Annotated in this window: 16 protein-coding genes and 2 pseudogenes; 9 read left to right on the top strand and 9 right to left on the bottom strand. The window is 60.6% G+C overall.

From position 1 onward, the window contains the following. Positions 1-153: 153 nt before the first annotated feature. Both AC244_RS38500 and AC244_RS34075 read right to left on the bottom strand, forming a co-directional pair. A pseudogene (locus tag AC244_RS38500) lies at positions 154-398 on the bottom strand (MFS transporter); the annotation flags it as partial. A gap of 117 nt (positions 399-515) precedes the next feature. Continuing rightward, positions 516-725 (bottom strand): hypothetical protein, encoded by a 210-nt coding sequence (locus tag AC244_RS34075; RefSeq protein WP_053253245.1) that lies wholly within the window; start codon positions 723-725, stop codon positions 516-518. A gap of 195 nt (positions 726-920) precedes the next feature. On the opposite strand from AC244_RS34075, the gene AC244_RS34070 reads away from it, so the two are divergent. The 3 genes from AC244_RS34070 to chrA all read left to right on the top strand — a co-directional run bounded on the left by AC244_RS34070 (position 921) and on the right by chrA (position 3,105). Further along, positions 921-1,424, top strand: a complete 504-nt coding sequence (locus tag AC244_RS34070) for a low molecular weight phosphatase family protein (protein ID WP_053253244.1) — start codon at positions 921-923, stop codon at positions 1,422-1,424. A gap of 171 nt (positions 1,425-1,595) precedes the next feature. Further along, the gene (locus AC244_RS34065; protein ID WP_053253243.1) at positions 1,596-1,907 is read left to right on the top strand and encodes a PadR family transcriptional regulator; all 312 of its coding nucleotides are present in this window, start codon (positions 1,596-1,598) and stop codon (positions 1,905-1,907) included. After that, positions 1,879-3,105, top strand: a complete 1,227-nt coding sequence (gene chrA / locus AC244_RS34060) for a chromate efflux transporter (protein ID WP_053253242.1) — start codon at positions 1,879-1,881, stop codon at positions 3,103-3,105. The genes AC244_RS34065 and chrA overlap by 29 nt, the downstream gene beginning before the upstream one ends. Before the next feature lie 117 nt (positions 3,106-3,222). On the opposite strand, the gene scpB is transcribed toward chrA, so the two are convergent. Both scpB and AC244_RS34050 read right to left on the bottom strand, forming a co-directional pair. Beyond that, the gene (gene scpB / locus AC244_RS34055) at positions 3,223-3,852 is read right to left on the bottom strand and encodes an SMC-Scp complex subunit ScpB (RefSeq protein WP_053253249.1); all 630 of its coding nucleotides are present in this window, start codon (positions 3,850-3,852) and stop codon (positions 3,223-3,225) included. A gap of 62 nt (positions 3,853-3,914) precedes the next feature. Next, positions 3,915-4,868 carry a DUF1403 family protein gene (locus tag AC244_RS34050; RefSeq protein ID WP_053253241.1) on the bottom strand — a complete coding sequence of 318 codons (954 nt, stop codon included), beginning with the start codon at positions 4,866-4,868 and terminating at the stop codon, positions 3,915-3,917. Positions 4,869-4,993: 125 nt separating this feature from the next. On the opposite strand from AC244_RS34050, the gene AC244_RS34045 reads away from it, so the two are divergent. Further along, positions 4,994-6,106, top strand: coding sequence for a site-specific integrase (locus AC244_RS34045; RefSeq protein WP_082367339.1), 1,113 nt, complete (start codon positions 4,994-4,996; stop codon positions 6,104-6,106). 281 nt (positions 6,107-6,387) lie between these two features. On the opposite strand, the gene AC244_RS34040 is transcribed toward AC244_RS34045, so the two are convergent. Further along, entirely contained in the window at positions 6,388-7,566 is a 1,179-nt protein-coding gene (locus tag AC244_RS34040) for an epoxide hydrolase family protein (RefSeq protein WP_082367338.1), read from the bottom strand. 584 nt (positions 7,567-8,150) lie between these two features. Between AC244_RS34040 and AC244_RS34035 the strand changes: the two genes are divergently transcribed. The 3 genes from AC244_RS34035 (at position 8,151) to AC244_RS34020 (ending at position 10,150) form a co-directional block, all read left to right on the top strand. Next, positions 8,151-8,390, top strand: a complete 240-nt coding sequence (locus AC244_RS34035) for a type II toxin-antitoxin system Phd/YefM family antitoxin (RefSeq protein WP_053253239.1) — start codon at positions 8,151-8,153, stop codon at positions 8,388-8,390. A 2-nt stretch (positions 8,391-8,392) separates the two neighbouring features. Continuing rightward, complete coding sequence (locus tag AC244_RS34030) at positions 8,393-8,812, top strand: type II toxin-antitoxin system VapC family toxin (RefSeq protein ID WP_053253238.1); 420 nt, start codon at positions 8,393-8,395, stop codon at positions 8,810-8,812. A 180-nt stretch (positions 8,813-8,992) separates the two neighbouring features. Beyond that, positions 8,993-10,150: a site-specific integrase gene (locus AC244_RS34020; protein WP_053253236.1), complete on the top strand. Its 1,158-nt coding sequence runs from the start codon at positions 8,993-8,995 to the stop codon at positions 10,148-10,150. A 223-nt stretch (positions 10,151-10,373) separates the two neighbouring features. Here the strand turns inward: AC244_RS34020 and AC244_RS38495 are convergent. From AC244_RS38495 to AC244_RS34010, 3 genes and pseudogenes are all read right to left on the bottom strand, one after another. Next, positions 10,374-10,466, bottom strand: a pseudogene (locus tag AC244_RS38495) (ATP-binding protein); the annotation flags it as partial. Between the two features lie 34 nt (positions 10,467-10,500). After that, positions 10,501-11,430 carry a nucleotidyltransferase and HEPN domain-containing protein gene (locus AC244_RS34015; RefSeq protein WP_053253247.1) on the bottom strand — a complete coding sequence of 310 codons (930 nt, stop codon included), beginning with the start codon at positions 11,428-11,430 and terminating at the stop codon, positions 10,501-10,503. A 426-nt stretch (positions 11,431-11,856) separates the two neighbouring features. Continuing rightward, entirely contained in the window at positions 11,857-12,702 is an 846-nt protein-coding gene (locus AC244_RS34010; RefSeq protein WP_053253246.1) for an SHOCT domain-containing protein, read from the bottom strand. Positions 12,703-13,113: 411 nt separating this feature from the next. On the opposite strand from AC244_RS34010, the gene AC244_RS38490 reads away from it, so the two are divergent. Further along, positions 13,114-13,491, top strand: a complete 378-nt coding sequence (locus AC244_RS38490) for a hypothetical protein (RefSeq protein WP_053253235.1) — start codon at positions 13,114-13,116, stop codon at positions 13,489-13,491. A 288-nt stretch (positions 13,492-13,779) separates the two neighbouring features. After that, positions 13,780-14,253 (top strand): YbhB/YbcL family Raf kinase inhibitor-like protein, encoded by a 474-nt coding sequence (locus AC244_RS34000; protein ID WP_053253234.1) that lies wholly within the window; start codon positions 13,780-13,782, stop codon positions 14,251-14,253. A gap of 369 nt (positions 14,254-14,622) precedes the next feature. Here the strand turns inward: AC244_RS34000 and AC244_RS33995 are convergent, their stop codons facing one another. Continuing rightward, a complete protein-coding gene (locus AC244_RS33995) occupies positions 14,623-14,925 on the bottom strand; it encodes an inositol monophosphatase family protein (protein ID WP_053253233.1) in 303 nt (100 codons plus the stop codon). Between the last annotated feature and the right edge of the window lie 76 nt (positions 14,926-15,001).

Raw genomic sequence — 15,001 nt, 5'->3', positions numbered from 1 at the left:
GCTCGTTGTGACGCGTCAGCCATACCAACGCCAAAACCACGTCGTCCATTTTGCCTTCGTCGATCTCCATTCCGCCAGGTTACCACGCGCGATCGCACAAGTCCTGCGGCCCTGCTCGGATGGATACACAGATAACGCGGGCGGCGACGGTGCTCATGACGTCGCAGTGACGGTGGGTTTTGCAGCCCACGCCACCGCGACGCCGATCGCACCCAGAGAGGCCTTGACCAGCAACGCGACATTGATTCCGAAACGCTCCGTGAGCATGGCGAAGACGAAAGGCGCCATTGCGCCGCCGCCATGCGACCGGTAATCGCTCCGTAGCCTGTCGATCCAAACAGCCAGTGCGGCAATGAGCCTTGGGCAATGCTGTCGATGCCCGATCCGAGGCCAACGCAGCGCCCCCTCGAAGGCTTGCTGCGCCTAGCGTCAATTGTCCGTGGCCCCTTGCCGCCGGCCCGGCCTCTTTAGCCCGCATGATGGAACGTCCTCGTCGGCCGGCGCTGGTCTGGGATTTAGCGCCACGCGGCCTCATTTTTCTGCTCGTAGTCGCTGAACGCCTTGTTGAGGCCGCCGAGGACCTCGGCTGCCGTCTCGAACATCGCTTTCAACTTCGGCTCATCGACCTTTTCGATATCTTCGCGCAAATGGTCGATGGTTTCCTGCAACCGCAGCTGCATCTTCTGGGTATGGTGACGGGGATCGCGATCGGTTTCGCTGTGCATCAGAGGCTCTCCATGGTTTGAGGTTCAATCAACCGCCTTCAACAGGCGGTACAACACCCAACTGTTAGCCGCAGTAGTCGGTTCCTTTTTTCAATGCCCGCTCAAGAACAGCATTGCCTTCGGGCTTCATAAAACTGCAATCGAACGCCGCCATAGCTCTATCGAATTCCGATATCGCTTTCCGAGGGGATTTTGATGCAGAATGGCTCTTACCGCGTGCTCTTCCTGTCACGCCGCAATTCCGCACGCAGCGTGATGGCCGAAGCCATCTTGAACAAAGTCGGCCGGGGCCGCTTCGACGCGGTCAGCGCGGCCGTCGATCCCGCGCCCGCGATCGAGCCAACCGTGCTGGAACTGCTCCGGAATGCCGATTATCCGGTCGAGAATCCAAAGCCGCGGCATTTCGGGGAATATGCGAAGGCGGGCGCGGTCAATCTCGACTTTGTCTTCACGCTCAGTGACACCGCCGCGGGCGAGGCTCTGCCCGATTGGCCGGGTCTGCCGATCACGTCCCATTGGCGCTGCCCGGATCCGGTCCTGGCGCAGGGCGAGGCCTGGGAACGCACGCAAGCCTTCATGCAAGTGCTGGCCGGACTGGAGCGTCGCCTCAACATCTTCGTCAATTTGCCGTTTTCGTCGCTGGATCGCATGAGCCTGCAGAACCAGGTCAGGCGCATCGGTGACGAGCAGGATGGTTAGTCCTATCCTCTGCGGGGGGGTCACCAACTGCGAGCAGCATGGTCTTCACTGGGATATTCTCCTATGGTTTGTGCTTCGACCTTCGTTCGTTTGGCGGTTGTGCGCCAAACCAGCATCGGTTCGCGGTACCCGGAACTCCTCTTGCGCGTGAGTTCTGTTTGATGGTGACGAATGGAACATCAGGACCTTCTTTCCGGCTTCATGCGTCTCCACGTGCTCCATCATGCGGCCGAGGGCGATCTTCATGGTCTGTGGATGATCGAGGAACTGGCGCATCACGGCTACAAGGTCTCTGCCGGCACGCTCTATCCGATGCTGCATTCGATGGAGAAAAAGGGCTATCTCACCTCTCGCACCGAACGCTTCGGGCGCACACACCGCAGGATCTACAATGCGACGCCTTATGGGGTCGCGGCTCTGGAAGTGGCCAGAGAAAAGGCCAAGGAGCTATTTCGTGAAGTCGTCGGCGGCGGTAACTCATGAAGATGCGGCGCAACAGCGACCGCACGGCACAGCAGGCGAAGTCTTCGGCGCCTTCTTGAAGCTCGGGCTGACGTCGTTCGGCGGACCGGTCGCGCACCTCGGCTACTTCCGTGACGAACTGGTGGTGCGTCGCAAGTGGATCGATGAAGCCGGCTACGCGGATCTCGTCGCGCTTTGCCAGTTTCTGCCCGGCCCGGCCTCAAGCCAGGTCGGCTTTGCGCTCGGCCTCCTGCGTGGTGGTCCACTCGGCGCACTCGCCGCCTGGGCGGCATTCACGCTGCCGTCTGCTCTGCTGCTGATCGCCTTTGCCATGGCCGCGACCGCCTTCGACAGCGCGATCGGAACGGGCCTGTTGCATGGGCTGAAGATTGTTGCCGTCGCGGTCGTCGCGCAGGCCGTATGGGGCATGGCCAAGAGCCTCACGCCGGATCGCGAACGCGCCAGCATTGCCCTTGCTTCCGTCCTGATCGTCGTGTTTGCGGCGGGGGCGATCGGGCAAATCGCAGCAATAACCTTTGGCGCGCTCGCCGGCATCATGCTGTGCCGCAACGGCCCGATCACGGGATCCACACATTTGACGTTCCGCGTTTCACGGCCGGTCGGCATCGCCTGCCTCGTGGCCTTTTTCGCTCTGCTCGGTGGTCTGCCGTTCGCTGCTGGCACGTCCCAGAGTTGGGCGCTGTTCGATGCCTTCTATCGCTCGGGTTCTCTCGTCTTTGGTGGGGGGCATGTGGTCTTGCCGTTGCTACAGGCCGAAGTCGTCACTCCCGGTTGGGTATCGAACGATGCCTTCCTCGCCGGCTATGGCGCGGCCCAAGCCGTCCCAGGCCCGCTCTTTACCTTTGCAGCCTATCTCGGTGCGGTCATGGGGCCTGCTCCCAATGGCATTTTCGGCGCGGCCATCGGCCTCGTTGCAGTTTTCCTGCCCGGCTTCCTGCTGCTCGTCGGCGCCCTTCCGTTCTGGGACAGTTTTCGTAAACGGCCCCTTGCCCAGGCCGCAATGCGCGGCGCGAACGCGGCCGTGGTCGGCATTTTGGGAGCGGCCCTCTACAGTCCGGTCTGGACCAGCGCTGTCTTGAACTCTTACGATTTCGCGCTCGCGCTGGCGGCATTCGTCCTGCTCGTCGCGTGGAAGGCACCGCCATGGATAGTGGTTGCGTTGACGACCGTTGGCGGCGCAGCACTGCGCCTTCTCTGAGCGTCTCGGCAGGGAGTGCTCGGCCTCATCATCAAAAGCATCAAACGTCTTGGATCGAAAACTTAACGAAGTGCCGCCCCTATCCCGTGTCGAACAACACAATTGCCAGTGCGAAGCTCAGTCCTCTTCCGGCGTTTGGCTTTCCGGCTCTGCCGCCGGGTCCCCGCCTATTGCCTGCCGGCTAAGCAATCCCGCGTCCTCCAACCGCTCGAGGTCGGGCAAGTCGCGGAGTGTCTCCATGCCAAAGGCGGAAAGAAAGTGCTTTGTCGTCACGTAGGTATATGGCGCGCCGGGCGTGGGGCTGCGTGGTCCGGAGCCGAGGAACCCGGCGTCGCGCAGGCTGGCAATCGTGTCGCGGCTGACTTCCTTACCGAAGACTTTCGACAGCTCGCCGCGCGTCACCGGCTGCAGATAGGCAATGGCCATTAACACCGCCGCCTCGTATTCAGACAGGCGGGCTACCCCCGTACGGGTTGGCGCTTGCGCTGCCCGGATCGCCGGTGCGTATGCCGATCGGCTTCGATGTTGCCAGCCGCCGGCAACAGTAACGATGTCATAGGGGCGTGCGCGCAGTTCCTCACGCAGATCATCGATCAGCAAGTCGATGCTGCAGTCCTTGCCAACCACACGCGCCAAGGTCTCACGGGTGACGGGTTCGGCCGAGGCGAAGATCACCGCCTCGACGCGCAGCATCCACTCGCGCCAGCGAAGCTCCGCCGGCAGATCCTCCAATTCCCGGTCAAACAGCTGTTCAGCTGCAGCGTTCACTTTCGAGTTCGAGTTCCTCTTTGCAGTCGCTCCGGTCACCGTCACAACCCATAAATCCGGAAGGATGGTCGTCCCGACAGTTCGCGCACAGCACCTGCGGCTTCCAGCCGTTCAAACAGGCGCTTGCTCGCCCAGCGGGACAGGTCCGTTCCTGGCGCTGAGATCGGCACGGCATCTTCGTCGAGCAGTTTACGGATGACCGGTTCGGCACCCCTGGTGCGCACCTTCGACGCGGTCACGACAAGCAGGTCCGCGCGTCGGGCGATTTCGCCGGCCGAGCGCAGCGCAGCGCCAGCGCCTTCGACCAGGGCGAGGCACACGGCACGGGGGAAGGCGCTCTCGCCTGGCCGCGCCCGTCCCCTGCCCCCAAGCGTGCGGAAAGCCGGACCATAACGTTCGCCCATCAGCAGCGGCACGGGGACCGGCCAGTTCAGCATGCAGGCGACCAGCGCATCGGCGAGTGCCCAGGCGAGCGGCTCGGCATCCGGGCGCGCAGCATGGATGGCGCTCACGAGGCCGGCCGCGGCAAAGGGAACGGCCCGGCCGGACTGCAGAGCATTGTCGGCATGATCGACGGCCGCCGCCAGATCGTCGTCCCAGGCAAGCTCCAGCAGGTCAGCCAGTTCGGCCACATTTTTCGAGGAGAAGCCGGGTTTGCGGCTGACAAGCCTTCTGTAGGCCAGAAACACCTTTCCGGCCGGTCCAGGATCATCGCCGGCGGCAGTGAGCAAATGCGCGTCGCGCAAGGCGTGTTCATCCTCGTTGCGCCCCATTAGCCGCACCGCGACGGCGGCACATTTCAGCGCTTGGCGGGCGCGCCAACAGCCGGCCCAGCGCGGTTCGGTTTTGATAAGATCGTCAAGCGATTTCAGGGCGATGCCAGCTGCGAAGGCGGCGTCTGCCTCGTTCGGCTCACGGCCGCGGGGCAGCGCCCAGCCCGGCAGTTGAGCGGACGACAGGGACGGCGATGACGACGGCAGCGGGCGCGAATCCATGTCGTCCAGCTTATGCCGCGCGTGCACTTATAGCCATCAAATTCGCCAAAAAGCGCACAGCTTGTCGACTGCATATGACGTCCGATAATGTTGCCTTATCGGACATTTTGCGCTTTATAGAAGGAATGGCCCAAATCGTCGCGCAAAACCGTAAAAATCACGCCAAAGAGACCTCTGCGCCGTCTGACAGCACGGCCCATTCTGGTGATGATCCGGCGTTGGTGTCGGCGGCGGAAAGCCCCTCCCCTCTTCCCGGCCATCTCGGCGACCTTGCCGATCGCGCCCGCGCGTATGTCGAGGCAGCAAGCTCCGCCAACACCCGCAAGGCCTATGCTTCGGACTGGAAGCATTTCTCCGCCTGGTGCCGACGTCAGAGCCTCGCGCCCCTTCCTCCGGATCCGCACGTCGTCGGCCTCTACATCACCGCTTGCGCTTCAGGAACCGCCGAGCGCGGCGTGAAGGCCAATTCCGTCTCCACGATCGAGCGGCGCCTGTCGGCGATCGCCTGGAACTGCACCCAGAGGGGCCTATCGCTCGACCGCAAGGACCGCGCCATCGCCACCGTCATGGCGGGGATCCGCAATCGCCACGCCGCCCCGCCGCGGCAGAAGGAGGCAATCCTGCCGGAAGACCTGATCGCCATGCTCGAGACCCTGGAACGCGGCACGCTACGGGGCCTGCGCGACCGGGCGATCCTGCTCATCGGCTTTGCCGGTGGCCTGCGCCGCTCCGAGATTACCGGTCTCGACCTCGGACGCGATCAGACCGAGGACGGCAGCGGCTGGATCGAGATCCTCGACAAGGGGCTGTTGCTGACATTGCGCGGCAAGACCGGCTGGCGCGAGGTCGAGATCGGCCGCGGTTCCGCCGACACCACCTGCCCGCTCGTCGCCGTCGAGAGCTGGATCAGCTTCGCCAAGCTCGCCAAGGGCCCCCTCTTCCGCCGCGTCACCGGACGCGGCAAAGACGTTGGGCCGGGCCCCCTCAAGGACAAGGCGGCCGCCCGCCTCGTCAAGTCCGCGGCCCTTGCCGCCGGTCTGCATGGCGACCTCGGTGAGGAAGAACGGGCGGCCAAATTCTCCGGTCATTCGCTGCGCGCCGGTCTGGCCTCCTCGGCCGAGGTCGATGAGCGTCATGTGCAAAAGCAGCTCGGCCATGCGAGCGCCGAAATGACCCGCAAATACCAGCGCCGACGCGACCGCTTCCGGGTCAATCTCACCAAGGCATCCGGGCTCTGAAAGAGCCCCTCCCCCGCCCCGCGCTGAAACCGCAAGGTAAAAATCGAGCGGCAAAATTTCAGCAATCGGTAAGAAGCCACATTGGCGGTGACGCGGAGCAAGATACTGCGATCGACCAACTCAACCACATAGGAGAGAAATACGGCGACAGGGACGCAATCAGGCAGGAGATTGTAAATTACCTCTGGTCGATCGGACGATACAAAGAGCTGCATTTCCGGGTCACGCGGCATTATCCGGCGGCGGAAAGTGGCCCCGTCGAGGACGGGGCCTTGCTGCGATCAACGAAGCGACCGCAATCCGGTTCGAATTTCGGAGACCATATGATCGGGCTGCTCCCAGGCCGCAAAGTGTCCTCCCTTGGGAAGTTTGTTGTAATGAATCAGCTTCGGATACGCCTTCTCCGCCCAACTCCTCGGTGCCTGGTACATTTCGTCGGGAAAAACACTGCAGGCCACGGGTAGCTTCACGCCCTTAACGGCGAAAAATGAGAGGCCGGCAACTGTTGTTTCCCAGTAAAGGCGGGCTGCCGAAATGGCCGTGCCCGTGAACCAAAAGAGCGAGACATTGTCGAGCACGTCGTCTGGCGTAAGGCCTTCGTCTACACCAGCAAATGACCTCGCAATCATCGAGTGGCTCTTCCAATCGTGGTCGATCATGAACGCGGCGAGCCCAATCGGAGAGTCGACCAGTCCTGTTAAAGTCTGGGGACGCGTTCCCATCAGGAAGGCGTAGGCGAACTTGTTTTCACGAACCTGCTCACATGCCGTTCTTTCCTCGTCTGATAGATTAGATGGGAGCAGGTTACCCGACCAAATCGCCGCGTCAACCTCCGGCGGGATTACCTCAGGCATGTTCGTGTGAATACCGAGTAGTCCAGCCGGCTCCTGGACGCCCATCGCGTTGACAACGATAGCTCCCCAATCCCCGCCTTGCGCCACATACCTGGTGTAGCCAAGGCGGGCCATCAACTCGCCATATGCACGCGCGATGCGTTCCGGATTCCAACCCGTCGCGCTCGGCTTGCCCGAAAAGCCATATCCCGGCATCGAAGGAATGACGACGTGGAAGGCATCGTCCGCCGACCCGCCGTGCGCCGTAGGGTCGGTGAGAGGCTGGATTAACTTCATCTGCTCGATAATCGACCCTGGCCACCCGTGCGCAACCAATATCGGAAGGGCGTTCTCGTGTTTGGAACGAACGTGGATGAAGTGAAAATCAAGATCATCGATTTCGGTCAAAAAATTCGGATAAGAGTTGATTTTCGACTCGATCTTGCGCCAATCGTATTGCCCTAACCAGTATCGTGCGACCTCCCTGATCGTTTCAAGCCGAACGCCTTGCGATTCGTCACCGACGGTCTCCTTTTCCGGCCATCGGGTTGCTTTGATCCTGCGCTTTAGCTCGGATATTTCAGCTTCTGGAATATCTACTTGGAACGGGCGAGTTTCATGCGTCATGACTTTTCCCTTTCGTGATAAAGGGCCAGCCAACTGACTCGGAACAAACAGGGGCGAGCCAATGGCCGAAAAATACCTGTTGAACTCGAGTTGTAGCAAGTAGGCGGCACAACCCCCTCGCAACAAGCTCACTTCCTCGCGACTTTGTTACCGCGCATCAGCGCCGGCGCGAGTTTCCGGATCAATCTCTGCTTTAAGAGCCCTCCCCTCCTCCCGGCGTGAAACCGTTAGGTCAAAATTTAAGCCCGGTTTTTCAGCTTAGCGGTTCAATTGAAATCGGTAAGTAAAAGCCACAATTCGCCCGGCCTTGCCCCCCTTGATGCAGCCCTTGGTCATCTTAGGCTGTCATTAACCATATGAATTAACGTCTCTAATTTCACAAACGGTAGTCAACCGACCACAAACTTCCGCCATTCGGACGCCGATTTCCACGGCATATGACTATCGATAGGGACCAAGTATCGATAGTGATGTGGTCTAGGGATTGACCAACTAACCTTTGGCTCCTATTGTCGAGCAGAATATTGAACTGCAGGCTTGGGCGCGATCTTCTCGAGCGCGAGCCGAGTCATGGAGAAACTATCATGAGCGTTACCGTCAAGGTCGCAGAGGCCAAGGCTCATCTTTCCGAATTGCTGGCACGGGTCGAGGCGGGCGAAGAGGTCATCATCTCCCGCGGCAACGATCCGATCGCCGTGCTGTCCCGTATTCGCAAAGAGAACAATATCGCAATGACGATCGCTGAAATCAGGGCCATGCGTCAGATGGCGAAACCGGTTACCCAAGAAGAAATCCGTGCCTGGCGCGATGAGGGCCGTGCGTAAAAATGTCTTTCGTCCTCGATGCCTCGATCGCCGCCAGCTGGTTCCTTCCCGATGAGCAAAGCGAGGCCGCCGAAGGCTTAATCGCCGCGCTTGGCATTGCACCGGGCCTTGTTCCGTCACTTTTTTGGTTTGAGGCTCGGAACCTTTTTGTCATGGCCGAGCGGCGTGGCCGTTGGGGTCCGGGCTCAGCACTTGCCGCCACGCTGAAGTTGCACAGCCTGCCGCTCAGGGACGGCGGTATTGGCAACGACGTTTCCATCATCGACATCGCCCTCAGACATGGCCTCTCCGGATATGACGCCAGCTATGTCGCGCTTGCGAGATCGAGCGACATGCCATTGGCTACAGCGGACCGGAAAATGGCCGTCGCAGCCCGAAGCGAAGGCATCACCATCGTGGGGCCGCTAGAACATGAGCATTGATCGGCGTCCATACAATCGCATCGAGCAGGCGTCAAAACGCGCTGATCACGAACTCCGCCAGGCCGAAAAGACGCATCCAATCGACAAGGTTTGGAAGTGCGGTGTGGAGGGCCACCGAGCCGTGCGCAACGAGACTACGTCAGTGCATGACGATCTGTACGACGAGCGCGGCCTCCCTTAATGAACGAGGTCTCGACAGCATCTGTCATCACGCGCGCAGAACAGCTCGACGCCCTCGATGCGATCCTGCCCTTCGATCGGCGCGACCAGCTTGCCCTCCTACTGACCGACGACGACGTCGCCACGCTCAAGCATCTCGCCAGCGAAGGCATGGGCGACAATACGCTCCGGGCGCTGGCCTCTGACCTCGGCTATCTCGAGGCCTGGTGCCAGCTCGCCACCGACGCTCCCCTCCCCTGGCCCGCACCCGAAAGCCTGCTGCTGAAGTTCGTTGCGAACCACCTCTGGGATCCGATCAAGCGGGCCGAGGATCCCAGCCATGGCATGCCGCCAGAGGTGGAAAGCGGCTTGCGTTCCCAACGCCTCTTGCGCGCCGACGGGCCACATGCCCCAGGAACCGTTCGGCGCCGGCTGACGAGCTGGTCGATCCTCACCCGCTCGCGCAGCCTCACCGGTTCGTTTGACGGACCTTCCCTCAAATCTGCCCTGCGGCTTGCGGTCCGGGCCAGTGCCCGCCCACGGCAACGCAAGAGCAGACAAGCGGTGACCGGCGATGTCCTGGCCAAGCTGCTGGCCGCCTGTGCCGGCGAACGCCTGGTCGATCTGCGCGATCGTGCGCTGCTTCTGGCTGCATTCGCCTCCGGCGGACGGCGTCGATCGGAGGTGGCAGGACTGCGGGTCGAGGATCTCACCGACGAAGAACCTGTGCGGACAGATCCATCTGTTCCAGACTCCCCTCGCCTCCCCTGTCTGTCGATCCGGCTTGGCCGCACGAAGACGACGACGAGTGATGGCGGCGAACAGGTGCTGCTGATCGGCCGGCCAGTGATGGCGCTGAAACACTGGCTCGATGATGCGGGCATCAACGAAGGTCCGGTGTTTCGACGCATAGACCAGTGGGGAAACATCGATCGGCGGGCCCTGACGCCGCAGTCGGTCAATCTGATCCTGAAAAGCCGCTGCAAGCAGGCCGAGCTCGATCCGACGCTGTTTTCGGCGCATGGATTGCGGTCGGGCTACCTGACCGAGGCTGCCAATCGTGGCATCCCCCTCCCCGAGGCTATGCAGCAGTCGCTGCACAAGTCCGTTGCGCAGGCGGCTCACTACTACAACGATGCTGAGCGCAAACAGGGACGGGCGGCACGGTTGATTATCTAGCAAGACCGCCGCCTCTCCCGGGCCCACAAGGTCCAGTAAGCTATAGATGCTGGTGCTATAACTCAGATTCTCCGTCAAAGGTGAGTTATCGCAAGGAATTCTATAACTGATGAACTGGAATTGGACACAGCAAGTGTCAAGCGAAGTGAAGATTTGACCCCTTGGGCGAAACGGAGATTTGCCCCCTTCATTGATTGGTCGTTTCGTTTGTTTCAAGCGCAGATCAAGTTTTCTGTAGAAGGCCGGAGCGGTGCTTTTCGCGAAGACGGTAACTGTCGCCGCGGATGGTGATCACTGTTGAATGGTGAAGAAGGCGTCTGCTTCCAGAGACCCCAAAAACCGACACCGGATCAACGCCTTGACTTTTCCTCGGCGATTTCGCCAGCCAGCGTGATCAAATGGTTTTCGCATACCGTTTTTACCAGCGCGTGAAGAACCTGCGTACGTTCAATCACGAAGGAAAGCGCCTCTTCGCTTATCTGGTAATGGTTGGAATACCGCGCCTTCACATAGGCCTCGTTGATTGTATTGAACCAGGCCGAGTAGCGCTGCCGGTCTTGTGGCCAGGCGTCTGCGAGTCGACGGTCCAGATCTTCGGCAAAACCGCGCAGCGAACGCAGGTTGTGGGTTGGCGGACCATAATTCTTTAGAACAAGAAGCACGGTTGAGTAGGCGTGCTCGATTGCCTGATGCAATTCGAAGGCGGCATGGTTGGGGCGACCGCCCTTCCAATGAAATTCAGCACCTATCACGAACCCTTCTGCGTGCGGAAAACGGCTCTCGAAGTGTCCGTGCGCGATCTTAAACTGCTGTTCAAGGCTGATCGGCCTCGGTTCCACCAGCGGCTCGCTATCGAGCTCGTAAAGCACAATGCCTTGCTGGCGAATGTCGCAGAAGAAGTCCTTTCCGCGCCTGAGCTCCTCGCTCACCTCGCGGCGCGAGTGAACAATGAATGATACTTGCATCCCTTTCAGGATCCGGTCGTTCAGAAGCCGGTCAGCAGCGTTGTTCCAGTATGCGGTGAAATCCGTCAGTTTGCGATTGTTGACGATAACCAGCAGGTCGTAATCGGAGCGATAGCCCTTGCCAATGTGCTCCTCATCCACCCAATCGCCGCGTGCGTGCGAGCCAAATAGGATTACCTTGAGAATCCGGCCCTTTTTCTTGAATTCCGCTTCGCCTTCCGCCAAGGCATCCGCAAACTCCTCGCGTAGGATCTCAATCGCTCGGGCAAGCTGCTGCCGCTTCGGCTCGGGCAAGTGATCGAGGCTGGATTTCATCATTGTCGGAAAGAACTTTCGCTTCGCGGGCGATAGGCCCACCCGATTTTAGCCGGTCAAACGTAGTGCGCAACCCAGACGGGTCGAGTTCTACCCTTCATCAACAAACAGTCAGTCCTTCGCGCGGGGATCGGTCGGCCGAGTCGGTAATAACTTGCCCAAAGATGCTGGCCAATTCAACGAAGCAACAGTGATGATTTCTTCACAATAGCTTCACAATCGGCGATTCAGAGCACTGACACAAAACCGGGACATACGGAGACCGCTCCCTGCGGCCGAGATCGTCCCTGCTGACGCCGCTCCCCCTCGCACGCCCACATCGACCGGTTTGCTGCTGTTGCATTTGATGTTCTGCGCACGGCGGACCCTCGCTACGAAATGCCAGCCGAGGAGCGATGTTTGACCTCCGTGTGGCAAGCCCGGATGCTATAGTCGGCTGAGCAACTCCGACTTCTTGCTCTCGAATTCCTGATCCGTGAGAATACCTTTCGCATGAAGTGCCGCGAGGCGTTCGATCTTGTCGAAGATGTCCTCATCGGACCGAAGCGCCTCCGGTGATGGACGTGCTGCTTCTTGCGGCCCGGCGAATTCCGGCGCGGATGGTGTGAAGATCGACGGCGCAGCCGTGGCGGCGGATGTTCCGGTAACCGGCGTTTCCGCCGATTCCTTGCCGCCGTGCCGTACCACATCCAGTTCCGAAATTTTCACCAGCCCATGCTGGGAGGTAAAGCTCAGTGACTGGTCGCCGCTTTGCTGTTGCGAGAACCCGCCAATGCGATGGTCCTTCGTGTCATAGACCGTGACCCGGCCGCCGATATCGATCGCCAGCCGTCGGATTGTCGGGAAAAAGGCATAGCGCAGGTCATTCTGCGCCCCCGTCGAGGCGGGATGCCCGAGCTCCTCGGGCCACCAGTTCCCAGCCGACAGCGCGCCAGGCACGAACAGGCTGGCGCCGCGGCCCTGACCTTGATATTGGGACTGGTGCGACGTCTGCGCGCTCAGCAAATCCATACCGCGCACCAAGGTCGCAAGCTCGGAACAAATCCCGGCCACGTTCGCCTTCAGCGCGTTGTTGAACATGTCGCCGACCATGATCATGCCGCCCTGCGACCATTGCCCCATTCCGCCCAGATCGGGGTGATTGAACTGGGCCTGTGTCCCCTGCCCGGCGATAATCGCCAACAGAAGGTGCTCCACCGCGCCGAGGCTGACCCCGTACCGCTCTGCGGTCTCTCCCAGGATCCGTCGGCCGTCTTCACTGAGTTGTCTCATCGTGATCGCCCTTGCCTGATGAAGATTGCGGCACGCCGCACGCCGGCGCATCCGTTGCAAGTCATCTAACACGCGCCGCTCCGGGTTGACAGGGCCGCGCAGGGATCAGTGTCTCGCTGCGGCCTGCCCGGCCTCTTCTCCGCTTCAAGAAAGTTCTATCGGCCAGATGCGGGACCAGACCGCGAGTGCTGATAGAGAGACTTTTCCGGGCTTCTGCAAGCCCCCGGCGGAGTAGTTCCGCCGATTCATAAACCGCGGCCGGGCGAACCGGGTCAGCGGCGGCTTCGCGCCTACGCAGGGATGCCAGCTTGAGCGATGCGAGCGAGACCTGCCTTTGGCGGTTGAGGTAAGCATCCCGCTGCGAACCAATGCCTCGGAGAACGATCTGCGCAGCTTCGTCACCAAGCGACGATGAGCCGCGATGGTCGCATCGCGCGCGACACCATGCTCGGGCTGATGAAGACCTGCAGGAAGCTCCGCCTGTCGTTCTGGCAGTATCTCGGTGATCGCCTCGGTATCGACGGCCGGGCCATTCCGCCGCTGGCTGCCCTTGTCACGGCAAAAGCCTATAGGCACACGGCGCTAGGCTGCCCGTCACCAAACGCAATCAGCCTGACTATGTTTGCGCTGGCCTCCTCGAACCCGTCGAGACTGACCGCCTTCGTCTTGCCATCCGCCTTCTCTGCCGTCGGCTTCATCGGCGCTTGTGCGCCGGACGATACGGTCACGTCGCAGCGCTTCGAACATAACGCGACACGGCCACCCATCTGCCCCGGTTGCAAGCTTTAGGCGAAAGTGCTCGCTTTCGTGAAGCATTAACGATGATAAGCGACTCCGAAGAAACCAGCACTCCAGGGAACGATCAGCTTTATCAGCTCCGCAAACGCAAATACCCCCGTCGGTTAGACGGGGATCGCTGTGGAATTATGCTGGAACTGGTTGCGGGTAGACGTCCTGGACATCGTGCGCCAATAGGACGATGCTGTCGTTGGTCTGGAGGCGCCCACAGATTGCGTGGGCACTGGTATATCGTGAGTGCGGCAACGAAACGGTTTCTTGAACTCGCCGAGGCACCATATGGCGTTCACTATCGCATCGCCCGCCTTTAAAAATGGCGGAACCATTCCCAGGCTTTATACATGCGAAGGGCAAGGTATTTCCCCGCCTCTCGAATGGACAGACATTCCGACCGGAACCAGAAGCCTTGTATTGATCGTCGACGACCCGGACGCCCCCGATCCGGCCCATCCGAAAATGACCTGGATACACTGGATTGTTTTCAATCTCCCCCCCGATCTGAAGGGGCTTGTGGAAGGGATTTCGCAACTGCCATCAGGCGCCCAGACAGCGAGGAATGGATGGAACAGCAATGCGTATGGCGGCCCTTGTCCTCCGATCGGTGTGCACCGCTACTTCTTCAAGCTCTATGCACTCGATGACCGGCTCACCCTATCGGCGGCGGCTAGCAAGGACCAGATCGAAGCGCAAATGCGCGATCACGTCATTGCCGGAACCGAGCTCGTCGGCACCTATGGCAAAACAGGGAAGTGACCGATATGCGTCGTGACAACCGATCGTGGTGACGTCGTCAAGCGAAGTCGTTCTTAGACCCTCGAAGGTTGAAGCCACCTTGCCCCCCGGCCGTGCACAAACAGGAGCTTCAATGGGGTGGCTTTGGCCGATCGCGGCAGAGCGCGCCCCCCCCACGAAACCTTGAGCATGTCACGGCGACAAAGCGTGGATATTGCCGTCATCGGAGCCTCCCCTCCTGGCAGCGCCCGCACTATAAGATCCATGCCAGGGGCGCCAAATGTCGACCACAGCGCCGGCAGCAGATGAACCTTGCGCGGCCAAGTACGCCTCCGGCAATTTGGCCCTCGTGGCCGTTTTTGACCACGTCAGCCGACTTCAGCGCACAATTCACCCTCTCCGTAGCGCCTCCAGGGCGGCTTGGTGGACGGTTTCGTTGGCTGCCATCAGGACCGCGTCGTAGTGCGGGGCATCGATGAGCGGCTGGCCCTCCCAATCGGTCACGATGCCGCCGGCGCCGAGCACGATCGGCATCTGCGGGAGGATGTCATAGTCGAAGACATTGCTTTCGAACAGGAGATCGATGCCGCCGAGCGCCAGAAGTCCCGCCGCGTAGCAATCGTGCGACAGACGCGTGAAGCGGACCCTCTTATGACCGTGGTCAAGGGTGATACGCGGACTTATGCGCCCCATGTCTTTGACACCGATTTTGTTACCGTTGATGGGGCAGCGCGGGGACGGGATGGGCCTTCAGACGACGGTTGATCCA

Source organism: Ensifer adhaerens, assembly GCF_001270265.1.
Classification (GTDB): domain Bacteria; phylum Pseudomonadota; class Alphaproteobacteria; order Rhizobiales; family Rhizobiaceae; genus Ensifer; species Ensifer adhaerens_B.
This window is presented reverse-complemented; position numbering and strand designations above follow the sequence as displayed.